General features: G+C 68.0%; 19 protein-coding genes. 8 read left to right on the plus strand and 11 right to left on the minus strand.

Translation table 11 applies throughout. The annotated features are described in order from the left end of the window. Positions 1–34: 34 nt before the first annotated feature. Entirely contained in the window at positions 35–1,384 is a 1,350-nt protein-coding gene (locus tag AC0KUR_RS08105) for an NCS2 family permease (RefSeq protein WP_473375662.1), read from the minus strand. A 94-nt stretch (positions 1,385–1,478) separates the two neighbouring features. On the opposite strand from AC0KUR_RS08105, the gene AC0KUR_RS08110 reads away from it, so the two are divergent. Next, the gene (locus tag AC0KUR_RS08110; protein WP_034190603.1) at positions 1,479–2,390 is read left to right on the plus strand and encodes a LysR family transcriptional regulator; all 912 of its coding nucleotides are present in this window, start codon (positions 1,479–1,481) and stop codon (positions 2,388–2,390) included. A gap of 34 nt (positions 2,391–2,424) precedes the next feature. On the opposite strand, the gene AC0KUR_RS08115 is transcribed toward AC0KUR_RS08110, so the two are convergent. The 5 genes from AC0KUR_RS08115 to AC0KUR_RS08135 all read right to left on the minus strand — a co-directional run bounded on the left by AC0KUR_RS08115 (position 2,425) and on the right by AC0KUR_RS08135 (position 8,383). Continuing rightward, positions 2,425–3,477 carry a nucleoside hydrolase gene (locus AC0KUR_RS08115; RefSeq protein ID WP_175028841.1) on the minus strand — a complete coding sequence of 351 codons (1,053 nt, stop codon included), beginning with the start codon at positions 3,475–3,477 and terminating at the stop codon, positions 2,425–2,427. Positions 3,478–3,564: 87 nt separating this feature from the next. Continuing rightward, complete coding sequence (locus AC0KUR_RS08120) at positions 3,565–4,677, minus strand: porin (RefSeq protein WP_034190605.1); 1,113 nt, start codon at positions 4,675–4,677, stop codon at positions 3,565–3,567. A gap of 162 nt (positions 4,678–4,839) precedes the next feature. Continuing rightward, positions 4,840–6,144 carry a hypothetical protein gene (locus tag AC0KUR_RS08125; RefSeq protein WP_473375678.1) on the minus strand — a complete coding sequence of 435 codons (1,305 nt, stop codon included), beginning with the start codon at positions 6,142–6,144 and terminating at the stop codon, positions 4,840–4,842. Between the two features lie 365 nt (positions 6,145–6,509). Next, positions 6,510–7,937, minus strand: coding sequence for an MFS transporter (locus tag AC0KUR_RS08130; RefSeq protein WP_226254204.1), 1,428 nt, complete (start codon positions 7,935–7,937; stop codon positions 6,510–6,512). A 197-nt stretch (positions 7,938–8,134) separates the two neighbouring features. Further along, complete coding sequence (locus AC0KUR_RS08135) at positions 8,135–8,383, minus strand: hypothetical protein (RefSeq protein ID WP_473375663.1); 249 nt, start codon at positions 8,381–8,383, stop codon at positions 8,135–8,137. Between the two features lie 534 nt (positions 8,384–8,917). Here AC0KUR_RS08135 and AC0KUR_RS08140 point away from each other — a divergent pair. Next, a complete protein-coding gene (locus AC0KUR_RS08140) occupies positions 8,918–11,362 on the plus strand; it encodes a DUF3772 domain-containing protein (protein WP_049033790.1) in 2,445 nt (814 codons plus the stop codon). Between the two features lie 127 nt (positions 11,363–11,489). On the opposite strand, the gene amaB is transcribed toward AC0KUR_RS08140, so the two are convergent. After that, positions 11,490–13,001: an L-piperidine-6-carboxylate dehydrogenase gene (amaB, locus tag AC0KUR_RS08145; RefSeq protein WP_049033787.1), complete on the minus strand. Its 1,512-nt coding sequence runs from the start codon at positions 12,999–13,001 to the stop codon at positions 11,490–11,492. Positions 13,002–13,649: 648 nt separating this feature from the next. On the opposite strand from amaB, the gene AC0KUR_RS08150 reads away from it, so the two are divergent. The 3 genes from AC0KUR_RS08150 to AC0KUR_RS08160 all read left to right on the plus strand — a co-directional run bounded on the left by AC0KUR_RS08150 (position 13,650) and on the right by AC0KUR_RS08160 (position 17,452). Next, positions 13,650–15,230: an amino acid permease gene (locus tag AC0KUR_RS08150; RefSeq protein WP_473375664.1), complete on the plus strand. Its 1,581-nt coding sequence runs from the start codon at positions 13,650–13,652 to the stop codon at positions 15,228–15,230. Between the two features lie 150 nt (positions 15,231–15,380). Continuing rightward, on the plus strand, positions 15,381–16,697 hold the full coding sequence (locus tag AC0KUR_RS08155) for an NAD(P)/FAD-dependent oxidoreductase (protein WP_473375665.1): 1,317 nt from the start codon (positions 15,381–15,383) through the stop codon (positions 16,695–16,697). An 80-nt stretch (positions 16,698–16,777) separates the two neighbouring features. Continuing rightward, a complete protein-coding gene (locus tag AC0KUR_RS08160) occupies positions 16,778–17,452 on the plus strand; it encodes a TetR/AcrR family transcriptional regulator (RefSeq protein WP_034190612.1) in 675 nt (224 codons plus the stop codon). Positions 17,453–17,506: 54 nt separating this feature from the next. Here the strand turns inward: AC0KUR_RS08160 and AC0KUR_RS08165 are convergent, their stop codons facing one another. Both AC0KUR_RS08165 and AC0KUR_RS08170 read right to left on the minus strand, forming a co-directional pair. Next, positions 17,507–19,300, minus strand: a complete 1,794-nt coding sequence (locus AC0KUR_RS08165; RefSeq protein ID WP_226230336.1) for a phospholipase D-like domain-containing protein — start codon at positions 19,298–19,300, stop codon at positions 17,507–17,509. 105 nt (positions 19,301–19,405) lie between these two features. Then, positions 19,406–20,164, minus strand: a complete 759-nt coding sequence (locus AC0KUR_RS08170) for a DeoR/GlpR family DNA-binding transcription regulator (RefSeq protein WP_034190614.1) — start codon at positions 20,162–20,164, stop codon at positions 19,406–19,408. Positions 20,165–20,371: 207 nt separating this feature from the next. Here AC0KUR_RS08170 and AC0KUR_RS08175 point away from each other — a divergent pair, with 207 nt between their 5' ends. The 3 genes from AC0KUR_RS08175 (at position 20,372) to nadE (ending at position 22,698) form a co-directional block, all read left to right on the plus strand. Then, positions 20,372–20,557 (plus strand): hypothetical protein, encoded by a 186-nt coding sequence (locus tag AC0KUR_RS08175; protein ID WP_006480515.1) that lies wholly within the window; start codon positions 20,372–20,374, stop codon positions 20,555–20,557. A gap of 212 nt (positions 20,558–20,769) precedes the next feature. Continuing rightward, on the plus strand, positions 20,770–21,639 hold the full coding sequence (locus AC0KUR_RS08180) for a DMT family transporter (RefSeq protein ID WP_473375666.1): 870 nt from the start codon (positions 20,770–20,772) through the stop codon (positions 21,637–21,639). Positions 21,640–21,849: 210 nt separating this feature from the next. Continuing rightward, complete coding sequence (nadE, locus tag AC0KUR_RS08185) at positions 21,850–22,698, plus strand: ammonia-dependent NAD(+) synthetase (protein WP_034190616.1); 849 nt, start codon at positions 21,850–21,852, stop codon at positions 22,696–22,698. A gap of 72 nt (positions 22,699–22,770) precedes the next feature. Here nadE and AC0KUR_RS08190 read toward each other — a convergent pair whose 3' ends face one another. Beyond that, a complete protein-coding gene (locus AC0KUR_RS08190) occupies positions 22,771–24,447 on the minus strand; it encodes a S10 family peptidase (protein WP_473375667.1) in 1,677 nt (558 codons plus the stop codon). Positions 24,448–24,520: 73 nt separating this feature from the next. Further along, on the minus strand, positions 24,521–26,110 hold the full coding sequence (locus AC0KUR_RS08195; RefSeq protein WP_124671070.1) for a S53 family peptidase: 1,590 nt from the start codon (positions 26,108–26,110) through the stop codon (positions 24,521–24,523). Between the last annotated feature and the right edge of the window lie 26 nt (positions 26,111–26,136).

Here is a 26,136-nt window from a genome sequence, read left to right on the forward strand (position 1 = left end):
TTCGGTAGTGCCTGTGCGTCGCGAAAGCCGTCCCTCAGTGCGGCTTCACGACGGTCCAGAAGTAATAGCCGAGCGGAATCGCGAGCACGACGAGCCCCCACGACACGTCGCGCCAGCGGCCGGCCAGCAGCTTGACGAGCACGTAGCACAGCAGCCCGCCCGCGATGCCGGTGCCGAAGCTGTTCGACATCAGCGTGAGCAGCACCATCGACATCACGGGCAGCGCATCGGTGAAATCGTCGAAATGCGTATGGCGGATCGTCGCGAACATCGACAGCCCGATCAGGATCAGCGCCGGCGCCGTCGCCTCCTTCGGGATCGCGAGCGCGACCGGCACGAACAGCAGCATCGCGGCGAACAGCACGGCAGCGGCCAGCGACGACAGCCCGCTGCGGCCGCCGGCCTCGACGCCCGCGGCCGATTCGATCAGCGCCGTGAGCGCCGGGATGCCGAATACGGGCCCGAGCGTCGCGGCGAGCGAGTCGACGAGGAACGGCCGGTTGATGTTCGGCAGGTTGCCCTGCTCGTCGAGCAGGTTTGCCTTCGCGCCGACCGCGAGCGCGGTGCCGAGCGTCGAGAAGAATTCCGCCGCGAAAAACGCGAACAGGTACGGCGCGGCCGCAAGGCTCAACGCGCTGCCGATATCGAGCTTGAACGCGATCGGCGCGATGCTGTGCGGCAGCGACACGAACGACGCGGGCAGGTGCGTGACGCCCAGCGGCACGCCGGCCGCGGCCGCGGCGAGGATCGCGATCAGGATCGCACCGGGCACCTTGCGCGCCTGCAGCACGATCGCCACCGCGAGGCCGGTCAGCGCGACGAGCGCGCCCGGCCGCGAGAAGTCGCCGAGCGCGAACGCGTTGGTCTTCGCACTCGCGACGACCATCCCCGCGTTGCGCAGCCCGAGCATCGTGACGAACAACCCGATCGACGCGCCGAGCCCGAGCTTGATCTGCACCGGAATCAGCCGCACCACCACGCCGCGCGCGCCGAGTATCGTCAGCAGGAAGAACAGCACGCCCGACACGCATGCGATGCCGAGGCCCGTCTGCCAGCCGACGTGTTCCGTCGTCGCGAGCGTCACGCCGATGATCACCGAGCCGCCGATGCCGGGGCCGACGAGGAACGGCAGGTTCGCGTAGAGCCCCATCAGCGTCGTGAACAACACGAACACGACGATGGTCGCCGTCGTCGCCGCGCCGCGCTCCATCCCGCCGGTCGCGAGCAGCGACGGAATCACGACGAGCAGGTACGCGGCCGCGAGGAACGACGTGACGCCGGCGATCGTCTCGGTGCGCACGCTCGTGCCGCGCGCGGCGAGCGCGAAGCGGCGTTCGAGCCAGTTGGCCGGCGCGCGCGCCGGGATCGTGTCAGTCGCTGACATGGTGGTTCTCCTGTGATTCCGAATATTGTCCGGTGTCGGTTCCCGCGGCGCGGTCTTATACTGCCGCGTACCGCATCCCGACCGTTATTGCCCGATGTCGTCCGACCGCTCGTCGCTGCTGCCCGCGCTCACGCTGCGGCAGGTCCAGCACTTCGTCGTGCTCGCCCACGCACGCAGCTTCACGCAGGCCGCGCAGGCGCTGTCGCTCACCCAGCCCGCGCTCACCGCGTCGATCCGCCAGATCGAATTCCTGCTCGGCGGGCGCCTGTTCGCGCGTACCGCGCATCGCCTTACGCTCACCACCGCGGGCGAAGCCGTGCTGCCGCTCGCCGAACGACTGCTCAACCAGGCCCGCGGCACCTTCGACGACATGACGCGGCTCATCGGCGAACGCATTCAGACCGTGCGCATCGCGTTCATCCCGTCGGTCGCGGGCCGCCTGCTGCCCGCGCTCAACACGCTGCGCGGCACGCGTCCGACGCTGCGCTTCACGCTCACCGACCTGCCGAACAGCGCGCTCGTCGAAGCCGTGCGCGACGGCGTCGCGGATCTCGGCATCGGCGTGCGCGAGCCGGACAGCGACGACGGCACGCTGCGCTACCAGCAGCTGTTCGAGGACGAGATCGTGATCGTCGTGCGGCACGACGATCCGCTCGCCCGCGCGAAGAGCGTCACGTGGGCGAAGCTCGTCGATCGCGAGCTCGCGGTGTTCGTGCGCGGCAGCGTCAGCGAATCGCTGCATCGCACCGGCGGCGCCGGCAAGTTGCGCCTGAACGTCACGTACCGGATGGAATACACCGAACCGCTCTACGCACTTGCGCGCAACGGCCTCGCGACCGCCGTGCTGCCGAGCCTCTACACGATGCATCTGCACGATCCCGAACTCGTCGCGCTGCGCGTGGACAAACCGCGCGTCACGCGAGCGATCTCGCTGATCTCGCTCGCCGCCGACGATCGCGGCCCGCATGTGCGCGCGTGCCGCGAGTGGATTGCGAAGCACATCTGATCGCGTTCACCGCGCGGCGCCCTGCGCGCTGCGCTCAAGGCAGCTTCGCGATGCGCTCGACGAGCGTCGCGTAGAAGCGGTCCGCATCGACCTCGTTGATCCACGTTGCATTCGCCGCACGGCCGCTGCGCCCGTTCCAGTCGACGATCGTCTCGCCGAGCGTCCACTGCCCGGTCGTCTCGACCACCACGTTCACCTTGCGCCCGCCGAACAGCGTCGGATCGACGAGATAGCCGACGGCCGTCGGGTCGTACATCGGCGCCTCTTCGACGCCACGCCGCTTCTTGTTGTATGCGAGCTCGGCATCCATGATGTCCGCGACGATCGCGCCGCAGCGGTTGCCGAGCGCGCGGAACGGCGCGACGCGCGCCGGCGTGATCGGCGCCTTCACCGCGACGTCGCGCGGCAGCACGACGATCGGCACGCCGCTGCCGAACACGACTTCGGCCGCCTGCGGATCGACGTAGATGTTGAACTCGGCGGCCGGCGTGATGTTGCCGCGCTCGAAAAACGCGCCGCCCATCAGCACGATTTCGCGCAGCGCGCCGCGAATCCGCGGCGCCTCGACCAGCGCGGTCGCGAGGTTGGTCAGCGGGCCGAGCGCGCACAGCGTCACGCTGTTCGGCGCCGCGCGGCTCAGCGTATCGACGAGGTACGACACGGCGTGGCCGGCAGCAAGCGGCGCGCGCGGCTCGTGCAGTTCGACGCCTTCGAGCCCCGTCCTGCCGTGCACGTTCGCGGCCGTCACGAGATCGCGCACGAGCGGGCGCGGGCAGCCCGCATAGACCGGCAGCGTCTTCGTGCGGCCGGCCCAGTCACGGATGATCCGCGCGTTGCGTTCGGTCAGGTCGAGCGGCACGTTACCCGCGACGGCCGTCAGCGCTCGCACGTCGAGCCGGTCCTGCGCGCCCAGCGCGAGCAGGATCGCGATGGCGTCGTCCTGCCCCGGGTCGGTATCGATGATCACCGTGCGGCGCGCAGCGTCGCCGCCGGCCGCGAACGCGCCCGCCTCGGGCAGCAGCGCGGTGCCGGCCAGCGCGGCGGACAGTTTCAGGAAGGTGCGGCGGGATGCGATCGGATGAGTCATGGTCGGGCTCTCGAGAAAACGCCGGGCCGCCCCACGTTTTCCTGCCTCCGGGGGGGGCCAGGCGCGAGGCGGCAGGATTGGGGGCGCTCAAAATACGTGCCGGACGCCGAGCGTCGCCATCATCTGGCGCGTGCCGGTCGAGCGCGCGTACGCGAAGATCTGCGCGTGGTCCGCGTCGCCGGCCGCCTGCTGCGCGATCACCGTCAGCGCGACGTCGGTGCGTTTCGACAGGAAGTAGTCGGCCTGCAGGTTCACCTGATGCCATTTCGGACGCTTGTCGATCACGTCGTACTTGCCGTTCGTGAACGCGTACGCGGCGCCGAGGAAGAGCTGCGGCGTCATCGTGTAGACGACGTTCACCCCCAGGTTCTGCAGGTGCAGATGCGAATTGTCGAGGTAATCGTAGCGCACGTCGGTGAACATCGCGGCGAACTGCGCGCGGCCGATCGTGTAGAAACCGCCCGTGCCCGCGATCCGCTGCCGGCTGGCATACGCGGCCGGCGACATCGCGCTCTTGCTGAAGATCAGCAGCGGCGACGCATAGTCGTTCGCGATCGCGCCGTCCTGGTTCGTCGCGCTGTACGGATGGTTATACTGCGCATAGACGGCGCTCCAGCGCAGCGCGCCCTGCTCGTAGCCGAGCCCGAAGCTGTACGCGCTGTTGTTCGCGAAGCCGGTCGCGTTGCTGAAGCCGTACAGCGCGGTGAATTTCAGGCCGTAGTAGACGGGACTCACGTACTTCACCGAGTTCTGCACGCGGATGTCGTTGTAGCCGTTGTCGTTGTCGCCGATGTTCACGCCGTTGCTCGCGATGATCACCGGCCCGATGTAGTCGTGGATCGCATCGTACTGGCGGCCGAACGTCAGCGAACCGTAGGTGCGGTCGGCGAGGCCGACATAGGCCATGCGCCCGAACTCGCGGCCGTTCTGCGCGGCCGTGCCCGTCATCACGTTGAAGCCGTTCTCGAGCTGAAAGACCGCGGACAGCCCCTGCCCCAGATCCTCCTTGCCCTTCAGCCCCCAGCGCGGGTTCTGGTTCGTGCCGGACAGCGCCTGCCAGGCGTTCTTGCCGCCCTGGTTGGTCGCGAACCCGACGCCGGCCGAGATGAGACCGTACAGCGTGATGCTGCTTTGCGCACCGGCATGGGTCGCGAAGGCGCCGAGCATCGCGAGCGGAGCGAGCTTGTAGAGAGTTTTCATGCGGGTCGTGTGGTCGGTGGTGGGCCAGGCGCGGCGGGGTTCCGCGAAACTGGACTCGACTATACGAACCCGGATCGGATAATAAAAGTTTGCTTTTCTTATGTATCAATAAAACGGATTTATTCTCATCCCTGCATTCCCTCCGCGTTCGGCGGCCGGCGATCAGTCCGCCGTGTCGCCGCCCTTCGGCACCTTCGACCATGCGTTGCGCCCCGGCATCGGCGCCCAGGCCGGGCGCGCCTTGCGCGCGCTGTCGATCACGACCAGATAACGACCCGCGATCGGCGTGATGTCGCGATCGCGCGGCAGCACCCACAGCGACTTGCCGGCTTCGACACGCGCCTGGTAATCGTCGTCGAGCAGGCCGTGGTGGTCGAAAAATGCGTTCAGCGACGCGGGAATCCGCACGCAGCCCTTCGAATGCCGGATGCCGAGCAGCGCTTCGAGGCGGTCGGGATCGGTCGCATGCATCTGGAAGCGCATCGGCGACACGCCGCCCTTGCCCCAGCCGCGTTCTCCGTCCACCCAGCCGAAGTCGTAGATGCGCATGTCGCGGCGGCCATAACCGCGAATGCCGTTCTCGTTCGTCGTGCCTTCGGCGCGGAAATCCATGTTGTCGGGCGAGTGATGGAACACGCCGAGCGGCGTCAGGAAATGGTCGTACTTGCCCGGCAGCCCCGTGCCGACCGGCGAGGCGCCGATCATCAGCCACGCATTGGCCGGCGTGGCGCGGAAGTAGATGAACAGCGCCTGCACGTTCGGTGCGCGGTCGACCATCGCGACGTATTCGCCGGCGAGGTCGCCGAGGTCCGCTTCGGCGAGCGCCTTCTGGAGCCGCTCGCCGTAGGCGCGCTGTTCGCTCGCGGGCACGTTCAATCGGCGGGTGACTTCCTGCGTGAAGCGCTTGCGCATGTCGACGGCGCGCGCCGTCGCGTTCTTCGCTTCCTCGGCCGATAGGGGCGGATGCCGCCGCGGCGGGGTCGGCGCGGGGGCTTCGGCCTCGCTGGCGGTGGTGGCGGATGCGGCCGATGCGGGTTCGGCTGTAGAAGCTGCGGAAGAAGCGCCGGAAGCGGCCGATGCCGCGCTGGCCGGCGCTGCATGATGCACGTGCGATGCCGCGGGGGCGGACGGTGCGGGCGATGTACCTGGCAACGCATGCGCGGACGAGCCCGGGTGCGCATGAGAAGCCGTCGACGCGGGCGATGCCACTGATGAGGATGACGGAGCAACGGACGACGAAGCGTCGGATGCGGCGAAGGCAGGCAACCCGGCAAGACTGGAAACGGGCAGCACGACAGCGAGCGACGCATACGCGGCGACTGTGCGGGTACGACGGCGCGACTTCGAAATTCGCCGCGACAAGCTGGAAAGCATCATACGTTCGAAGCCATCGGCCGATCCGGCCGCCGCGTGGTGCTGTTGCGAGCGGCGCATCTTCCGCGCAAGCCATCGACACGTCTGGCGCATCATGCGCGCCCGGCGCCGACGCCTCTTCGCGGCGGAGCCGTTCGCTGATGCAACGCGTGCGGTCCGATGGCGGCTAATGAGTCGTCAGGCCCTTCATTTTACGCGCCGACGGAAGAATCGGCAGCGACGGAAGTCGTGGTTTGGCGGTGGATTTGCGCTTCGTCACGCTTTGTTTCAACTCGTTGCCGTTTGCGGCTTCGTTGCGTGTCACGCTTGTGAATTCGGCGGTTCGGCGCGTTCGATATGAAACGACTCCCCGTCAAATCAATTTGCATGCCAAATCATCCCGGCGACGCGTTGTCCCCATCGAAACCGTATTGCACGCATGTCGCACAAACGAAGCGACACGCGTGCGTACCTGCCGACTACTTCGAAATGGTTTCGAGCGCGATGCCCTTCGTGCGCGGGCCCATGAACCCGATCGCGACCATCACGATCACCATCGCGCCCGCGATGAACGCGAACACGCCGAACGTGCCGAAGCCTTTCAGCACGGCCGCGATCACGAACGACGAGAAGATCGCCGAGAAGCGGCTCCACGAATAGACGAAGCCGACTGCCCGTGCGCGAATCGACGTCGGGAACAGCTCGGCCTGGTATGCGTGGAAGCTGTACGACATGATGTTGCTCGCGAGCGTGAGGCCAATGCCGAGCACGATCAGGAACGCGCCCACCGTCGTCTGGCTGAACAGCAGCCCGCAGACGACGATCGCCGCCGCCATCGCGACGATCACCGACTTGCGCTCGAAGCGGTCGGCGATCACGAGGCCGATCAGCGGGCCGATCGGCGCCGCGAGCGCGATCACGCTCGAATACATCAGGCTCGACGTGATCGTGATGCCTTGCTTGATCAGCAGCGTCGGCACCCAGTTCGCGAAGCCGTAGAAGCCGACCGTCTGGAACACGTTGAAGATCGTCATCATGATCGTGCGGCTGCGATACGGCTGCACCCACATGTCGCGGAAGCTGCCGCGCGGCGGCACGGGTTCGGCCGGCGCGGGCGGCGGCAGCGGCCGCCCGTATTCGGCTTCGACCTTCGCCTCGAGCGCGCGCATGATGCGGTCGGCTTCGTCGACGCGCCCCTGCTGCGCGAGCCAGCGCGGGCTTTCCGGCAGTTCGCGGCGGATCCACCACACGAACAGCGCGCCGTGCGCGCCGATCAGCACGACCCAGCGCCAGCCGTCGAGGCCGAGCGGCGCATGCGGCACGAGCAGGTACGCGAGGAACGCGACCACCGGCACCGCGACGAAGCCGACCGCCTGTTCGCACGCGAACGCGCGGCCGCGGATCTGCTTCGGCACGAGCTCGGAGATGTACGTGCCGATCGTCACCATCTCGACGCCGAGGCCGAGACCGACGACGAAGCGCCAGAAGTTCAGCCCGGCCGCGGTGTCCTGGAACGCCATCACGACGTTGGCGGCCGTGTACCACAGCAACGACCACGTGAAGATCGCGCGGCGGCCGAAGCGGTCGGCGAGGAAGCCGCATGCGATCGTGCCGATGAACAACCCGGAGAACAGCGCGGCGATGAAGCTCGCGACGCCCGTGGTGCCGAACAGGCCGTGCGTCGTCGCCGACAGGATGCCGCTTTTCACGAGCCCGGGCGCGACGTAGCCGCTGTACAGCAGGTCGTAGAGTTCGAAGAAGAAGCCGAGGCTCAGCAGCACGACGAGCTTCCAGACGCTGCGGGTCGGCGGCAGGCGGTCGAGGCGCGCCGAGATGGAGCCGGGGTCGATCGCCGCGGGGCGGGCGGCGCCTGCTGCCGTGAGCGGGTCGGGCTGGGTGGATGCCATGGTGGCGAGTCTCCGGATTCTTGATTGTCGTTGGCGCCAGCAGAGGGGAACTGGCGAGCGGCTTCGCGCATTTTAGCGAGGCGGGGGGCTGAGCACATCAATCAATTGACGCACGGGCGCATCGGCCGCATTGGAACAGATGTAGCGAGCCGGTTCGTTATAGCTGGCTGACCGGGCACAACGTCGAACAAGATTCCCTATCGTCCAATCGACGTTGCCAGAAGCGGCCGCGCCGTGAGGCGCATGGGCGCCAGTACGGGCGGAAATGGAATCACGCCGATCAGGTTGATCGCGAGTCCGAGATAGTCGAGCAGTTCGCCGCCTCGCTTGCGGATGATCGAGACGATGTCGGTGAGCGCATCGGCCAGCGCCATCAGGTTGTGGAGCACCGGAATCATGCTCGCGACCGTTTTCAATCGATCGACGTCCACGTAGCCATGCGTCACGCTGATCAGCCACGCGTTGAAACCTTCACCGGATGCGACGACGTCGTCCGGATGAACATCGGTCAGCCATGCTCTCAGGATTTCTTTTCGTTATTCGTTTTTCGCCGCGCGGCAGGCGGCCCACCCTTCTCATGTCCCGGACGCCTGCCAGCGACCCGCGGCATTTTACCGACGATGAAGCGACAGGGAAATGAAAGCTCAGCATCGGCAGCGTATGCCGCCATGACTCGCGCCCCAATTAGCACGAACCGCCGTCGGGCCAACTTCATGTAAATTTCGTAACCATCTGTCCGGCCGCCTGCCGCGGCTGAACGGCAACATCGCGCGGTTTCGGACGCGATTCGGTCGGCACACCCTTAACAAGACAGGGGCGAGCAGGATTTCCCGCGGTCGGCCCCTCCTGCCCGGCGCCGAAACGTCGCCCATGCGGATTCGGAAATCGATGGCCCGCGCCCCGGTAACATGCAGTCGGGCCAACCACCGGCTTCCGGCTGCTTTTCGGCATCCGGCATTGTCGGCAAATCGTAAGAATCCATGTCCATACAACGACTATCCACGTACGCCTGCCGAATCGCGCTGATCGCGCTGCTGCAGTTCGCGGCGGTCGCGACCGCGTCGGCATTTCCGTCGGCCGCTTCGGCCCCCGGCGCAAGCGGCGTCGGCGCCCCCGTCCCGGCCATCTCGCTGAACGACGCCATCGCGCAGCTCAAGCAGATGCAGGTCGAACTGGACCGCATCAAGCAGCAGACCTCGACGACGTCCAACAGCAAGGAACTGGACGCGCTCGACGACTCGGCCCAGGAACTGAGCACCGATATCGCGAAACTGCAAAGCGATCTCACGCCGCAACGCGCGCAGATCCAGGCGCAACTCGACGTGCTCGGGCCGCCGCCTGCCGAGGGCGCCGCGCCGGAAACGGCGGCCGTCGCCAAACAACGGGCCACGCTCGACGCACGCAAGACGCAGATCGATGCGGCGCTGAAGCAGGCGGCCGACCAGAAGGCCAGCCTCACGAACCTGACCGAGCAGTTCGCGAAACTGCATCGCAGCCTGCTGAAGAACCAGCTCGCGTTCCGTTCGGGCAGCATCTTCAGCGCGCAGTTCTGGCTGCCGCTGTTCCACCTTTCGCCGGACGATCGCCAGCGGCTCCAGGATTTCGACGACGAGCTGCTCGACATGCTGCATTCGTCATGGGTACCCGGGCAGCGGGCGCTCACGACGGTGCTGCTGATCGCCTCGTTCGCGGCGTGGCTCGGCGGCCGCCGGCTCATCGAGCGCGGGCTCGCGTGGATCGCGCTGAACCGTCTGCCGCCCACGCGCCTGCGCCGCAGCGCGCTGGCGCTGTCGACCGTGCTGTCGACGTTCCTGGCCACGGCCATCGCCGTTCAGATCCTCTACCTCGCCGTCGCGCGCCGCTACGAGCTCACGCCGTCGCTGACCGATCTGTGGGACCAGTTCGCGAAGCTCGCCGCAACCTGCGCGCTGATCGCCGGACTCGGCCGCGCCCTGCTCTGTACGAAGCATCCGTCGTGGCGACTGCCCGCGCTCGCCGATCCCGTCGCGCTCGCGATGAAACCGTTCCCCAGCATCCTGGCCGCGCTGCTGCTGGTGTCCGGCACGCTCGAATCGATCAACCGGATCGTCGACACGAGCCTGTCGGTCACGCTGTTTGGCCGCGGCATCGTCTCGCTCGTCGTGGCGCTGACGGTCGGCGCGTCGCTGTTGCGCGCGAACCGCGCACGCAGCGCGCTCGCGGCGGCCGGCGAAGCGCCCGAGCAGCGCTCGACGCTCGCGGGGCTGATCCATGCGGGCGTCACGCTGGCGATCGTCGTATCGTTGATCGCACTCCTGATCGGCTACATCACGGTCGCGCGCTTCATCACGTACGAACTCGTGTGGTTCGAGATCGTGCTGTGCGCGACCTACATCCTGATCCAGCTGACGCGCGATGCGAGCGAAAGCCTGTTCTCGTCGGGCCTGTCGACGGGCCAGCAGATCAAGCACCTGTTCGCGCTCGAGGACCGCCACCTCGATCAGGCGCGCACGGTCCTGTCCGGCTTCGGCACGAGCCTGCTGATGCTGATCGCGGCCATCGCGCTGGTGACGGGCGGCTTCGGCACGACGCCGGGCGACCTGCTCGACAGCGCGGTCGCGATGATCGGCAGCCAGCGGCTGCAGAGCCTGAACATCATGCCCGACCGGATCCTGAACGCCGTGATCGGGTTCGCGATCGGCTTCTACCTGCTGCGCTCGCTGCGCCGCTGGCTCGACAGCGAGTTCATGCCCGCGCTCGGCATGGATACGGGCATGCGCGTGTCGCTGATCACGCTGTTCACCAACGTCGGTTACGTGCTGCTCGTGCTGATGACGCTCGGGCTGCTCGGCGTGCGGTGGAGCAACCTCGCGTGGATCGTCAGCGCGTTGTCGGTGGGGATCGGCTTCGGCCTGCAGGAGATCGTGAAGAACTTCGTGTCGGGGCTGATCCTGCTGACCGAACGCCCCGTCAAGGTGGGCGACATGGTCAGCATCGCGGGCGTCGAAGGCGACATCCGCCGCATCAACGTGCGCGCGACCGAGATCCAGCTCAGCGACCGCTCGACCGTGATCGTGCCGAACTCGCAACTGATCTCGCAGAACGTGCGCAACGTGACGATGGGCAACAGCACGCAGGGCGTCGCGACGCTGGTGCTGACGTTCCCGCTGAACACCGATCCCGAGCAGGTGCGCGACCTGCTGCTCGACGCGTATCGCGAGCATCAGGCGATTCTCGAGAAGCCGGCGCCGTCGGTGACGTTCAGCCAGCTCACGCCGGACGGGATCACGCTGAGCGTGACGGGCTACGTGTCGAGCCCGCGGATCGCGAGTTCGACGAAGAGCGATCTGCTGTTCGAGATCCTGAAGCAGCTGCGCGCGGCGGGGATCACGCTGTCGAGCCCGCAGATGCTGGTCGTGCAGAACATGCCGGCGGCGGAGCAGTGAGCACGGCCTGAGCGGGCTTGTCATCGACGATGGCACCGCCTGCGCCGAAACACGAAGGGCCGGTTACCGCATCCGCGGCAACCGGCCCTTCTCACTCATACATGGTGCCCCATTCGGGCAACCGACATCAAACGTCGAACTTCACGCCCTGCGCCAGCGGCAATTGCCGGCTGTAATTGATCGTATTCGTCGCGCGGCGCATATAAGCCTTCCATGCATCCGAACCCGACTCGCGCCCGCCGCCCGTTTCCTTCTCGCCGCCGAACGCGCCGCCGATTTCCGCGCCGCTCGTGCCGATGTTCACGTTGACGATCCCGCAATCGCTGCCCGCCGCCGACATGAACTGCTCGGCCTCGCGCATGTCGTTCGTGAAGATCGCCGACGACAGCCCTTGCGGCACCGCATTGTGCAATTCGATCGCATCGTCGAAGTTGTCGTAGATCATCACGTACAGGATCGGCGCGAACGTTTCGCGCTCGACCACCGCCGACTGCTTCGGCATCCGCACGATTGCCGGACGCACGTAGTACGCATCCGCATGACCGACGTCGACGCGCTCGCCGCCCTTCACTTCGCCACCCTGCTCGCGTGCATCGGCCAGCGCCTTCTGCATCGCGTCGAACGACGCACGATCGACCAGCGGGCCGACCAGCGTGCCTTCTTCCAGCGGGTTGCCGACCTTCACCGACGTGTAGGCCTTCTCGATGCGCGGCAGCAGTTGCTCGACCAGGCTGCGATGCACGATCAGGCGGCGCAGCGTCGTGCAGCGCTGGCCGGCCGTGCCGACCGCCGCGAACGTGACCGCGCGCACGACGAGATCGAGATCCGCGCTCGGCGCGACGATCATCCCGTTGTTGCCGCCGAGTTCGAGGATGCCGCGCGCGAGACGCTGGCTCAGCACCTTCGCGACTTCCTGGCCCATCCGCACGCTGCCCGTCGCGCTGACGACCGGCACCTTCTTCGACGCCGTCAGCACCTCGCCGACATCGCGCATGCCGAGCACCAGCTGGCTCAGTTCCGCCGGCGCGACGCCCGGATGAGTCTTCTCGAACTCGCGGATCGCCTTCTGGAGCAGCACGTGGCACGCGATCGCGGTGAGCGGCGTCTTTTCCGACGGCTTCCACACGACCGAATCGCCGCACACGAACGCGAGCGCCGCATTCCATGCCCACACGGCAACCGGGAAGTTGAACGCCGAGATCACGCCGCACACGCCGATCGGGTGCCACGTTTCCATCATCCGGTGGCCCGGGCGCTCGGATGCGATCGTCAGGCCGTAGAGCTGGCGCGACAGACCGACCGCGAAATCGCAGATGTCGATCATTTCCTGCACTTCGCCGAGGCCTTCCGACGTGATCTTGCCGGCCTCGAGCGTGACGAGACGGCCCAGTTCGGCCTTGTGCTCGCGCAGGACATTGCCGAACACGCGCACGAGTTCGCCGCGCACCGGCGCCGGCACCGTGCGCCACTTGAGGAATGCGTCGTGCGCGGCATCGATCTTGCGCTCCGCGTCGGCCGGCGTGTCGACAGCCAGCGTCGCGAGCGTCGCGCCGTCGAGCGGCGAACGCGCGGTCAGCGCATTGCCTTTCCACTGGGCGAGATCGATATCGAGCGCGGCAAGAATGTCGTTGAATTGCATCACTTCCTCTTCAGGGACAGATTGATCGGTGCGGCGGCAGCGCCGCCCGCGTGATTCGATTGGAGCGCGTTCGCGCGCCCTGTGCAAGCGGATGGGCCGCGTGGCCGGCCCGGTGCGCCGCATACGGCGCATCGCGCCGCGCCGCCGCCGGAAGCCCGGCCGGACGGCGCGCCCCAGCCTCGCGAGGCACGATCCATGAAACACATTGTCGGTGGCCACAAGTCGGGCCGCTATTGATATTAACTCACGACTTCATTCCCAAAACGCAACACCCTGGCAGGAAGAACGCGTGCGCTCCCGTCCCGATACGAGACTTTTCCAAGGCTCGTGACCGGGCCATGGGACGCGTCCCGACGTGGCGCGAGTTGATGACGAAGCTGCATCACCCTGTTCGGAAATATCGTTTGCCGCCCGTACATCGGGCACCCACAATCGGGGCGGCGTCGAGGTGCCATGCACCCGGCGCGCCGCCGGCCGCCATGACAAGCGGCCGGACGCCCGACGAAGGCGACACGCCCCGCGGCCCGGCTCATCGGGCCCCCGGCGGCCCGTTTCGCACCGCATCACCGCTGCCCCGGCCCGCGTCCGGCAACGCGTCGCGCTTCGTCACCGAAAAAACAATCCCGGAGACAGCGCCCAGCGCCCGCCATGCATTCAGACGCCCGCCCCGATTCGCCCCGTCCGTCCGGCTCGCCGCCCGCGAAGCCGTCCCTTCACCGTGCGCTGCAGGCCCGTCATCTGCGGATGATCGCGATCGGCGGCTCGATCGGCACGGGCCTGTTCGTCGCATCCGGCGCGTCGATCTCGCAGGCCGGCCCCGGCGGCGCGATGATCGCGTACATGGTGATCGGCCTGATGGTCTATTTCCTGATGACGAGCCTCGGCGAAATGGCCGCGTTCATGCCGGTGTCGGGCTCGTTCGCGACCTACGGCGCGAAATTCGTCGACGAAGGCTTCGGCTTCGCGCTCGGCTGGAACTACTGGTACAGCTGGGCCGTGACACTGGCGGTGGAACTCGTCGCCGCGCAGCTCGTGATGCACTACTGGTTCCCGCATGTGCCGGGCGTCTGGTGGAGCGCGCTGTTCCTCACGCTGATCTTCGCGCTCAACGCGTTGTCGGTGCGCGGTTTCGGCGAAGCCGAATACTGGTTCGCGCTGATCAAGGTGCTGACGGTGCTCGCGTTCGTCGGCGTCGGCCTGCTGATGATCTTCGGGATCATGCAGGGCGGCCCGAGCGCCGGCTGGAGCAACTTCACGATCGGCGACGCGCCGTTCGCCGGCGGCTGGGCAACGATGCTCGGCGTCGCGATGATCGCGGGCTTCTCGTTCCAGGGCACCGAAATGATCGGCGTCGCGGCCGGCGAATCGGAGAACCCGCGCACGACGATCCCGCGCGCGGTGAGCCAGATCTTCTGGCGCATCCTGCTGTTCTACGTGCTCGCGATCTTCGTGATCGGCGTGCTGATTCCCTACACCGACCCGAGCCTGCTGAAGAGCGACGTGACCGACATCGGCGTAAGCCCGTTTACGCTCGTATTCCGCCACGCGGGCCTCGCGTTCGCGGCCGGCGTGATGAACGCGGTGATCCTGACGGCCGTGCTGTCGGCCGGCAACTCGGGCATGTACGCGTCGACGCGGATGCTCTACACCCTCGCGGTCGAAGGCCGTGCGCCGAAGATCTTCGCGAAGCTGTCGCGGGGCGGCGTGCCGCGCAATGCACTGTATGCGACGACGGCCGTCGGCGCGCTGTGCTTTCTCACGTCGCTGTACGGCGACAAGACCGTGTATCTGTGGCTGCTGAACACGTCGGGCATGGCCGGCTTCATCACGTGGCTCGGCATCGCGGTCAGCCACTACCGGTTCCGCAAGGGTTTCCTGAAGCAGGGCTACCGGCTCGATCAGCTGCCGTACCGGTCGAAGTGGTTCCCGTTCGGCCCGCTGTTCGCGTTCGCGCTGTGCGCGGTCGTCGCGCTCGGCCAGGACTACCAGGCGTTCCTCTCCGACAAGATCGACTGGGCCGGCATCGCCGCGACCTACATCGGCCTGCCGTTCTTCGTCGCGATCTGGCTCGGCTACGCGCTGGTGCGCAAGTGCCGCCTCGTACGCTACGAAGACATGGAGATCGCGCCGTGGATCGAACGCAACGCTCCGCCCGAAACGGCCCCGCAGGCCGACATCGGCTACGCGGGCTACGTCGCGCGCCCGGCCAACCCGACGCCGGGCGCCTGAAGCCTGAAGCCTGACGTCACGCATTGCGCCGGCTGCCGCCCGAACGCGGTGGCCGGCGCCCTGACAAGCGCCATTCGACGCGGCGCACGCGTTCAGGCAAGATCGACGCGCGCCGTCCGTTTTCCCGTCGTCACGAATCAACGAAATCGCATGCAGAACTTCTACGAAGCCACCGTTACCCGCCAGCCCTACCCGCAACTGACCGGCACGATCGACACGCAGGTCTGCATCGTCGGCGGCGGCCTCGCCGGCCTGTGCACGGCGCTCGGCCTCGTCGAGCGCGGCGTGCGCGACGTCGTCGTGCTCGACGGCGAACGGGTCGGCTTCGGTGCGTCGGGCCGCAACGGCGGCTTCGTGTTCGGCGGCTACAGCCTCGACAATGCCGACCTGCTGCGCACGCTCGGCCGCGACGAAGGGCGCCGGCTGTACCGGCTCACCGTCGATGCGGTCGACCTGATCCGCGCGCGGATCGCCCGCTACGGGATCGACTGCGACATCGTCGACCAGGGCGTGATGCTCGCGAACTGGTTCGACGATCCGTCGCGGCTCGACGGCGTGCGCACGCTGATGAAGCAGGAACTCAGCGTCGACTGGGCACCCGTCCCGACCGGCGCGCTGCGCGAGCGGTTGAAGACGCAGCGCTATTACGGCGGCCTGTTCGAGCCGAACGCCTTCCACTTCCATCCGCTCAAGTACGTGCTCGGCGTCGCGGCGGCCGCCTCGCGCGGCGGTGCCCGCGTGTACGAACGCTCGGCCGCGCTCGGCATCGCGCGCGAAGGCGCCGGGTACGTCGTGCGCACGGCGCAGGGCGCGGTGCGCGCGAAAGACGTCGTGTTCGCCGGCGGCGGTTACGCGCGCGGCGTGTCGCCGCGCATCGAGCGCGCGGTGCTGCCGATCGCGACCTACGTGATCGCGACCGAGCCGCTCGGCACGCGGCTGCCCGACGCGATCGACGCGCCGTACGCGATCTACGACACGCGTTTCGCGTTCGACTACTACCGGCCGCTGAAGGACACGCGCATCCTGTGGGGCGGCCGGATCTCGGTGCTCGACCGCGGCCCCGATGCGATCGCGCGCCTGCTGCGGCGCGACCTGCTGCGCGTGTATCCGCAACTGGAAGGCGTGAAGGTCGACTACGCGTGGGGCGGGCTGATGAGCTACGCCCGGCACAAGATGCCGCAGATCGGCCGCGACACGGACGGCGTATGGCACGCGATCGCGTTTGGCGGCCACGGCATGGCGCCGACCACGGTGGCCGGCGAAACGCTCGCCGCCGCGCTGGCCGAAGGCCGGCCGGTGCCGGACGGCTTCGCCGCGTTCGGGCTCACGCGTACGTTCGGGCTGGCCGGCCTCGCCGCCGCGCAGCTCACGTACACCGCCTACCAGGCCCGCGACGCGCTCGCATCCTGCCGCCGCCGAGCGGGCGCGGCGGCCGAAACGGCCCCGCCGGACGGCGTGGCCGATTAGAGCGGAAGGTCGGCCGGGCGGGCATTTCCCACATGCTAGAATGCCTTTTCCTAGCCGCCGCGAACCCAAAACAAAGTCACATGAAAGCAGGAAGCAAGGCCGCCACGTCCGACACCCGAGCGCTTGCGTCCGAAGCGCGGCGCAAATACGATCCCGAGCAAACCAAGCGCAACATTCTCGACGTCGCCACGCAGGAATTCTCCGCGATGGGCCTCGCCGGTGCGCGCGTCGACGCGATCGCCGAGCGCACGAACACGACGAAGCGCATGCTCTATTACTACTTCGAAAGCAAGGAAGGCCTGTACGAGGCCGTGCTGGAGAAGGTGTACGGCGACATCCGCGCGCTCGAGCAGGAACTGCACGTCGGCGACATGGAGCCGCGCGAAGGCATGCGCCGCCTCGTCGAATTCACGTTCGACTATCACGACAAGCATCGCGACTTCGTCCGCCTCGTGTCGATCGAGAACATCCACGGCGCGAAGTATCTCGAACAGCTGAAGTCGTTCAAGAACCGCAACGTCAGCATCATCAAGACGCTCGAGGAACTGGTCGAGCGCGGTGCGGCCAGCGGCGCGTTCCGCAAGGACATCGATGCATTCGACCTGCACCTGCTGATCAGCTCGTTCTGCTTCCACCGCGTGTCGAACCGCTACACGTTCGGCGCCGCGTTCGGCCGCGATCCGTCGGCGCCGCGCCTGCGCACGCGGCATCGCGACACGATCGCCGACGCCGTGCTGCGCTACGTCGCCGCGTAAGCGGCGGCGGCCGGCCGGGGCACGCACCTGCCGTGCCCTTCGCACTTCGGTGCGTCAGTTGGTCGGCGCGGTCGACGCCAGTGCGATCCGCGCCTTTTCTTCCGGGCTTCCCTGCACGTAATACTTCCTCGCCCAGCGCGAATCGGGCGCGAGCGCGAGCCGCGCATGCGCGCCCGTCCCCGCGTCCGGGCCGTGCCGCTGCGCATCGATCGCCAGCGCCCGTGCGCGATAGTGCTCGTAAAGCCGCAGGAATTCCGCGAGATAGATCGCCGCGACCCGCGTGTCGCGGATCTCGAGCAGGTTCTCGTCGTTGTACTGCTCGGAATTGCGGCTCATGTTCGCCGAGCCCGTGTACACGACCGGATTCGCGCCTTCCGCATCGATCACGATGAACTTGTGATGGATCACGACGGGCGGAAAGGCCGGCGCCGGCTCGCCCGGAAAGAGCCGCAGTTCCGGCGTGAAGCCTGGCGGCACGGTGGCCGGCGAGAAATACGCGGCATCGATCACGTCGCGGTTGTCGCGACTGCGATGGTACAACTCGAGGTTCGCGAGCGTGGCCGCATCGAGCGTCTGGCCTGCCTGCCGCGCGGTATCGGCCTTCGTCGCGCTGCCGACGCTGATCCGGTTCACCAGCCCGAACATCATCAGCCCGCGGTCGCCGGCCGCGAAACAGGCATCGCGCAGCGCCGCGTCGGTCGGCATGAACAGGCAGAACGACACCGAATGCTTCGCGGCCGCGATCGCGGCGACGATCGTGTCGATCTCCGTACGCTGCCCCGCCGGCTCCGGCGAAAACGCGACGCGCACCTGCGCGCTGCCGATCGTCATCGGCGCCGACCAGCCCGATGTCAGCTGCGCCGTCTCGGCAATCGAAGGATTGCTCGCGAGCGCATGCGCGCGGTCGTTGTACAGCGCGGCGAGCACGGACGAGTCGAATGCGTGCAGCACGTTGGCCTGCTCGGTCAGCCCCTCGGTCGTGAAGTTCGCGGAACCGGTCAGCACGCGCGCGGGCGCGGGGTTCGACGGCGCGTCGGTCACGATGAACTTGTCGTGCATGATGTGCGTCCTGTCGCGCGGCGCGAGCGTCGCGAGGCCCTGCAGCGCGTCGACGGCCGGCTGGTTCGGTGACGGCAGCGGCGGCTTACCCTTGCGCGCCGTCGTGTGCGCGTCGTAGACGATCGCGAGCGACGCTTCGCCGTGCTTGCGGCCGAACGCTTCGAATGCGGGCAGCGCCCACAGCGTGTCGGTCAGGTGATAGACGGCCGACGCCGCGCGCGACGCCGGGTCGAGCATCTCCGCGAACACCTGCTCCATGTCGTTCGCGAGCCACGTGCGCAACTTCAGCGCCTGTGCGTCGCTCGGCGCCTCGTTCGGCGCGAGACTCAGCGCCGCGACCTGCCTGGCAAACGCCTGCGAGCTGACCACCGCGCGGTTGAACCACGTGCCGATGCCGTCCTCGATGTGCGCGGGCAGCACGACGTCGCATACGCCGGCCTCCGCGTCGAGCACCTGCAGGTTCGCCGGCGTGCCGACGACCGGATAGACGTCGTAGCGGAACGATGCGTCGCGGTCCTGAGGATCGATGCGCGCATCCCACCACATGAATTTCTGGATCGGCGCCTGGTCGGTCGGCGCATCGCCCTGCGTGTCGGCGGCCGGGCCGTCGAACGTCAGGCGGTTCGGCAACCAGCTGTCCGGCGCACGCGTCTTGCCGTCGGCCGACCAGAAGCCCGGCGTGCGCCGGATCGCGAAGCCGAGGAAATCGGGCCGCGCCGCCGCATCGGGCCAGTCGAAGGCCAGCAGGACCAGGGTGGGGGAAAGATAGCTGCGCACGCTGACGGTCATTCATTGCTCCCTGGCCTGACGGCCGGTCGAGGTGAATGGGTCAGTGTCGGCGGCGGGTCTTCCCGTGGAATGACGCTTCGATGAACCTTGTATGTCGGACGCGCGTCAGTCGCACACGAGCAGTTCGATCCCGCGCGCGGTCAGCGCACGGCGCACGGCCTTGTCGGGCGCGCGCTCGGTCACGAGATAGCGGGCGGCGGCCGTGCCGTTGATGCGCACCGGCGTCACGCGGCCGAATTTCGAATGGTCGGCGACGATGATCGCCGTGCCGGCCGCCGCGATCATCCGGCTGCGCACCTCGGCCGCGAGCCGCGAGTAGTCGGTACATTCGCCGTCGGGCGTGATGCCGCCGGCGCCGACGAACGCGAAATCGACGTGGTATTGCGCGAGCTGGTGGATCGTGTCGAGCCCGAAGGTCGCATCCTCGTCGTCGGACAGCTCGCCGCCGAGCAGCGTCACGCGGTTGCCGTTGCGCCGCGCGAGCACGAACGCGGTACGCCAGTCGTTCGTGTAGATCGACAACCGGTGCCGGTCGGTGAGCGCGAGCGCGACCGCATGCGGCGTGCTGCCCGAATCGATCAGCACCGATGCATCGTCGGGCACGAATTCGGCCGCGCGCCGCCCGATCGTGCGCTTCGCTTCGGCATTCGCGGCTTCGCGCTCGGACAGGCTCGGCTCGCGGCGATCGGCGGCCAGCGCGCCGCCGTGCGTCATCACGAGCAGGCCGCGCGCGGCCAGCGCATTCAGGTCGCGCCTTACCGTCTCGCGCGACACGTCGAGCGAACGGACGAGTTCCGCGACCGACAGCGCGCCCGACCGCCCGAGCTCCGACAGGATGTATTGATGACGTTGTTCCGCCAGCATCGCGTGTGCGCCCGAGGCGACTGTAATGGGTGAGCCGGCCATTGTATTACGGCCGTTTGACCGGCATTTGACGGCGGCGGGAAACGCGGCTGGCCGCGTTTCCCGAAAGCGAAATTCTGTATTGCCTCATGCGCGCGAATCGGCGCGACGCCGGTTGCTACACTCTGCGTTTCGCCGAATGACGGATCAAGCAAAGGGGCTCGCGCCATGTATCGCAAAGGCAGTGTGATCGAAATCCAGTTTCCGCCCGAACGCCTCAACGACGCGGCCGGCGATCCGTACTGGATCGACCTGACGCTCGACGAGGCACGCCGGCTCTATGAACAGCTCGCCGCGCGCTTCGCGACGGATGCGCGCGCCAACCAGCCGCTCGACACGTTCTCGATCGACTGATCCGGCCGATCGCCGCAGCTTCACGCCCGGCCGCGCCGCATCGCGCCGCGCGGCCCCCTCCCTTTCCGCGCCGCAAACCCGGCGCACGTTGACGACCGGCACGGCCACGCCTCGCCCGGCATGAGTGCAGGATTCGACAAGACGCCGGCCCCGCTTCCCCCGATACTGGCCGACTTTCCGATTCTGTCCGGCCAGCTCGTGGCCCGTCACGCATGCTTACCTCGATCGTCGCCGCCGCGTTCGTCGCGCTGTGGTCCACCGGCTTCATCGTCGCGCGGGCCATCAAGCCCTACGCCGATCCCAACCTGTTCCTGCTCGCGCGCTTCGCCGGCACGGCCGCGCTGTTCGGCGTCGTGGCGCTCGCCGCGCGCGCACCGTGGCCGGCCCGCCGCGAATGGCCGCGCCATCTGATCGCGGGCGCGCTGCTGCAGGGCGTCTATCTGGGCGCCAGCTACTGGGCCGTCGCGCAAGGATTGAACGCGGGCGTCATGGCACTGCTCGGCGCGCTGCAGCCGCTCGCCACCGCCGTGCTCGCGGTCCCGCTGTTCAACGAGCGCCTGCCCGCGCGCGGCTGGCTCGGGATGGCGCTCGGGCTCGTCGGCGTCGCGCTCGTGCTGGCGCCGAAGGTCGCGGGCGGCGTCGCGTCGCCGCCGGGTGCGGCGCCCGAGTGGCTGGTCGTCGCCGTATCGGTGCTGGCGGTCGGATCGATCACGGCCGGCTCGCTGTACCAGAAAGGCAAGCTCGCGCAGAGCGACCTGCGCACGGCGGTGGCCGTGCAGAATTTCGGCGCGGCGATCGTCGCGACCGGCTTCATCGCGCTGCTTCACGAAACCCGCTGGATCGGCGCGCCGGCGCTATGGGTGTCGCTGGTGTGGGGCGTCGTGTTCCTGTCCGGCGGCGCGGTCACGATGCTGATGTGGATGCTGCGCCGCGGCAACGCGGCGCGCGCGACGTCGCTGCTGTTCCTCGCGCCGCCGCTGGCCGCGCTGCAAGGCTACTGGCTGTTCGGCGAAACGCTCGCGGCGATCCAGCTCGCCGGCTTCGCGCTCGCGCTGGTGGGCGTCGTGCTGGCGCGGCGCTGACGCCGGCCATCCGGCGCGCATCCCGTCGGCGGGGCGAGCGCGCATGCCGTTCGCCCGGCATCCCGCACCCGCCCGGCGCACCGTGCACCACGGCGACGCAGTACGTCTCGCCGAAGCAACGCGAAGCCTCCGGAACGCACGCCCGGCGCGGCACCGCGCCGCGATTGCGCTTATGATGGGCGCCTTGCATTTCGTTCCGGAACTTTCTTCATGACATCCGCCGATTACGCCAGCCGCCAGCGCGCGATCATTGCCGAACTGAACGTTGCCCCGCACTTCGACGCCGAGGCCGAGATCGACCGCCGCATCGATTTCCTCGCGCACTATCTTCGTTCGACCGGCCTGCGGTCCTACGTGCTCGGCATCAGCGGCGGCGTCGATTCGTCGACGGCCGGCCGGCTCGCGCAGCTGTCGGTCGAGCGCCTGCGCGCCGACGGCTACGATGCGCGCTTCATCGCGATGCGCTTGCCGAACGGCGTGCAGAACGACGAAGCCGATGCCCAGCGCGCGCTCGCGTTCGTGCGCGCGGACGAGGTGCTGACGGTCGACGTGAAGCCGGCCGCGGATGCGATGCTGCGCTCGCTGGTCGCATCCGGCCACGCATTCGACACGCCGGCGCAGCAGGATTTCGTGCACGGCAACATCAAGGCGCGCGAACGCATGATCGCGCAGTACGCGGTGGCCGGCGCGCGGCGCGGCATCGTGATCGGTACCGACCATGCGGCCGAGTCGCTGATGGGTTTCTTCACGAAGTTCGGCGACGGCGGCGCGGACGTCCTGCCGCTCGCGGGCCTGAGCAAGCGGCGCGTGCGCGCGGTCGCGCGTGCGCTCGGCGGCGAGGAAACGATCGTGATGAAGGTGCCGACGGCCGACCTCGAGGAACTGCGTCCGCTGCGGCCCGACGAGCACGCGTACGGCGTGACCTACGACGAGATCGACGATTTCCTCGAGGGCAAGCCGGTCGAAGACCGCGTGTACGAAACGGTGCTGCGCTTCTTCGACGGTTCGCGCCACAAGCGCGCGCTGCCGTACACGCCGTTCGACTGGCGGCCCGCGTAAGCCGGCCGCCGCAACCGGCATACCGCGCGCGAGCCGTCGAGGCCGCGCGCGGCACGCCCACCACGGGCAGCGCTATGCGTGCCCGCCCGCCTTCTTCGCCTGCAACGCGCGAATCCGCAGTCGCGCACCCGTATCGCTGACCGTCGCGTCGTACATCGTCGCGAGGTCGCGCTTGAGCGCGGTGCGCGAGCCGCCGTCGAGATACACCATGTGCCCCGACGGATAGAACCGCGCCGACAGGTTCTGCCGCACCTTCAGATCCTCCAGCGGCATCTGCTGCAGGTCGATCACGGTCTGGTAGAACGGCGTGACGAAATCGTACAAGCCGTTCGCCGACAGCACCTTCAGGTCGACGTTCAGCGCCATCACCGCGGCGAGATCGCCGGCCGTATAGAGAATCACGTTCCCCTGCGCATCGATGCCCTGCTGCGCGCCGGTCGGGTCGATGTGGCCGAAGTCCCAGTTCCGGAACGCCTGGTCGTTCAGGTCGGTGAACGCGGAATTCGACGTGAACTTCAGCTGCTCGTTCAGGTAGCTGTTCCACATCGCCGTATAGACGCCCGTCACGGCCGTCATCGTCGGATCGTTGCCGCCCGAGTTCGGATCGATCTTGCCGGCGATGCCCGACGAGATTCCGGTCACGCGGCCGTCGTACGAACCGAGCGCGAGCCCCTGCGCATGCAGCAGCGTCGTCAGGAACAGCGAATTGCCGCGCGTGTCGTAGCCGGCGATATCGAGGCTCCACGATTGCAGCGTCGCCGCATCGATGCCCGTGTATTGCGACAGTTTCTGCACGGCCGCCGGATCCGCATGCGGAAGCGTGCGCAGCGCCTTCAGGTAGTCGGTGCGCGCGAACTGCGCGACCTCCTCGACGAACGCGCCGAGATCGGTCGGCGCGGGCGTGACGCCGAGCTTCTTGTGATACCACGCGTCGGCCGCGGCGGTCGGCAGCGCGCCGACCGGGTTGCCGGCCTGCCGGTAGTCGAGGATCGACGACTGCAGCGTGACGCCGTTCAGGTCGACGCCGTCCTCGTGCAGCTTGTACGCGAGCACGCAGCTGCGCGCTGTGCCGTACGATTCGCCGAACAGGTACTTCGGCGAATTCCAGCGGTTGTTCTTCGTCAGGTAGCGCTTGATGAACTGCTTCAGCGAATCCGCATCCTGGTCGACGCCCCAGAAATTGCGGTTCTTGTTCGGCGCGACGGCCGCCGAATAGCCGGTGCCGACCGGATTGATGAACACCAGGTCGCTGTGGTCGATCATGCTGTCCGGGTTGTCTTCGATCTGGTACGGCGCGGGCGGCGTGAAACCCGGCATCGACGTCTTGATGCGCTTCGGCGCGAACGAGCCGAGCAGCACGAACACCGACGACGAACCGGGGCCGCCGTTATAGAAGAACGTCACCGGGCGCGTTTCTTCCTTCGCGCCGTCGGCCGTGAACGCCACGTAGAAAAGCTTCGCGGCCGGCTGCGAACTGCTCGGGTCGACCGTCACGAGATGGCCGGCCGTCGCCGTGTACGCGATGCGCTTGCCGTCGATCAGGATGGTGTGATGCGTGATCGCGGCCGCCTCGGTCGTGTCGGTCACCGAGTCGTCGGGGCCGTTGCCGTACGCGACCGGGTCGAAGAACGGCTGGTCGCGGCCGCGGCTCAGCGCGACCGGGTTGACGGTCGGCGGCACGCCATGCGAATTGTGGTCGCCGTGATGCAGCGGATACACGCCGCCGGAAGATGCGGAATCGATGCCCATCGTGCTGCTCCTGGAGGTGAAAAAAGACGCGGGCAGGACACCCGCGTCGAACGGAAAGGCGTGGGCCCGCGCGTCAGCTCGACGGCTTGCGCGCGAGGATCGCGGCGAGCTGCGCGCCGTTCGGGCTGCCGAGCCCCGTGCACGCGTCCCAGCCCGAAGCGGCCGCATAGGTGCCGTTCGATCCTTTCGTGATGTCGCGCAGCGCGCCCGGATGCTTGTACAGCACCGGATTGACCCAGCCGGCCGACGCGCCGGCCGCCGCATTGATCCGTGCGATCAGCGCGGCCCACAGCGGTGCGACCGCGCTCGTGCCGCCCATCACCGCGGCGGTGCCCGCGACCGATACCTCGTAGCCCGTCTGCGGCGACGCATCGCCGGCTACGTCGGGCACGCCGCGTTTCGCGAGCGGCGTGCGGCTGCCGTCGGCGAGCGTCACGGCAAGCCCCTGCTGCCACGCCGGCACGTCGAACAGCGTGCTGACGCCGCCGCCGCCCGCGCCGCCGCCGGCCGCCTCGTCGTTCCACGTGACCTCGCTGCGGATGCCCTGCCCCGGCAGCGCATCGAGCTGCGTGCCACCGCAGCCGAGCACGTACGGGCTCGACGCGGGGAAATCGACGTGATCGGTGCCGTCCTGCAGCCCGTCGCCCGAGCCGCTGTCGCCCGACGCCGCGCACACGGTAATGCCCTGCGCGGCGGCCGCCTGCAGCACGCGGTTGAACGCCTGCGCCGACTGCGCCTGCCAGATGGCTTCCGGGCCTCCCCAGCTGATCGAGATCACGGAAGGTTGGTTGGTCTTGTCGGTCACGGCCGCGTTCACGGCCTGGATGAAACCCGCGTCGCTGTTCGGCGCGAAGTAGATGGCGAGTGTCGCGGCGGGCGCGATCGCGCCGGCGATCTCGATGTCGAGCGCGACTTCGCCGTCCGGGCCGTTCGGGTCGCCGGTCGGCGCATTGCGGCCGGCGCCGACGTTCACGTCGACGAGCGTCGGCGGCGTCTTGAGCCCGAGCCCGTGGAAATATTGCTGGATGTCGGCCGCGCGATAGCCGCCGCCGAGTTCGATGATCGCGATACATTGGCCGGCGCCGTCACCGGCCGGAAAATCGTACAGCGACGCCAGCTGGACCGGCGTAAACGTCACGCCCGCGGCACCGCGCGCAGGCTTGAACGGCGGACGAAACCGGAAATGCGGCCGCGCCTGCGGGCGGCTGTCGAGGCCGAGCACGGCCGTGACGGCGTCGCCGAGATCGTCGGGTAGCGCGATCGGGCCCGAGCGGCCGCGATACTGGCCGATCGACCGATGCTCGAATCGTTCGAGCTTCACGCCGAATGCGGTTTCGAACTGTGCGATCGTCCCGGACAGCACGACGACGCTCTCGACCGGATCGACGCGATCGACCGTCAGCTGATGACGATGCGCGAAATCCTCGGTCTTGCGAATGTCGTCGGGATTGGCGGAGAAACGCTGCGCGAACGCTTCGCGCGACAGCGGCTTCGCCTGTGCGTCGCCGGTGGCGAGCTGGTGGACCAACGTATCGAGTTGCCCTTCTTCCTGCCGCCGCAACATGATCGTGACGTGGATGCGTTCTGCCGGATCGCACGCGCCGAGACATTTGGACTCGGCGACGATTCGGGGTTCACGGTCGGCGTGAAGATGCCTTGCCATGTTCAGACCCTCCTTGGTACCGCGTT

This window comes from Burkholderia sp. YHN3-13 (assembly GCF_055810675.1).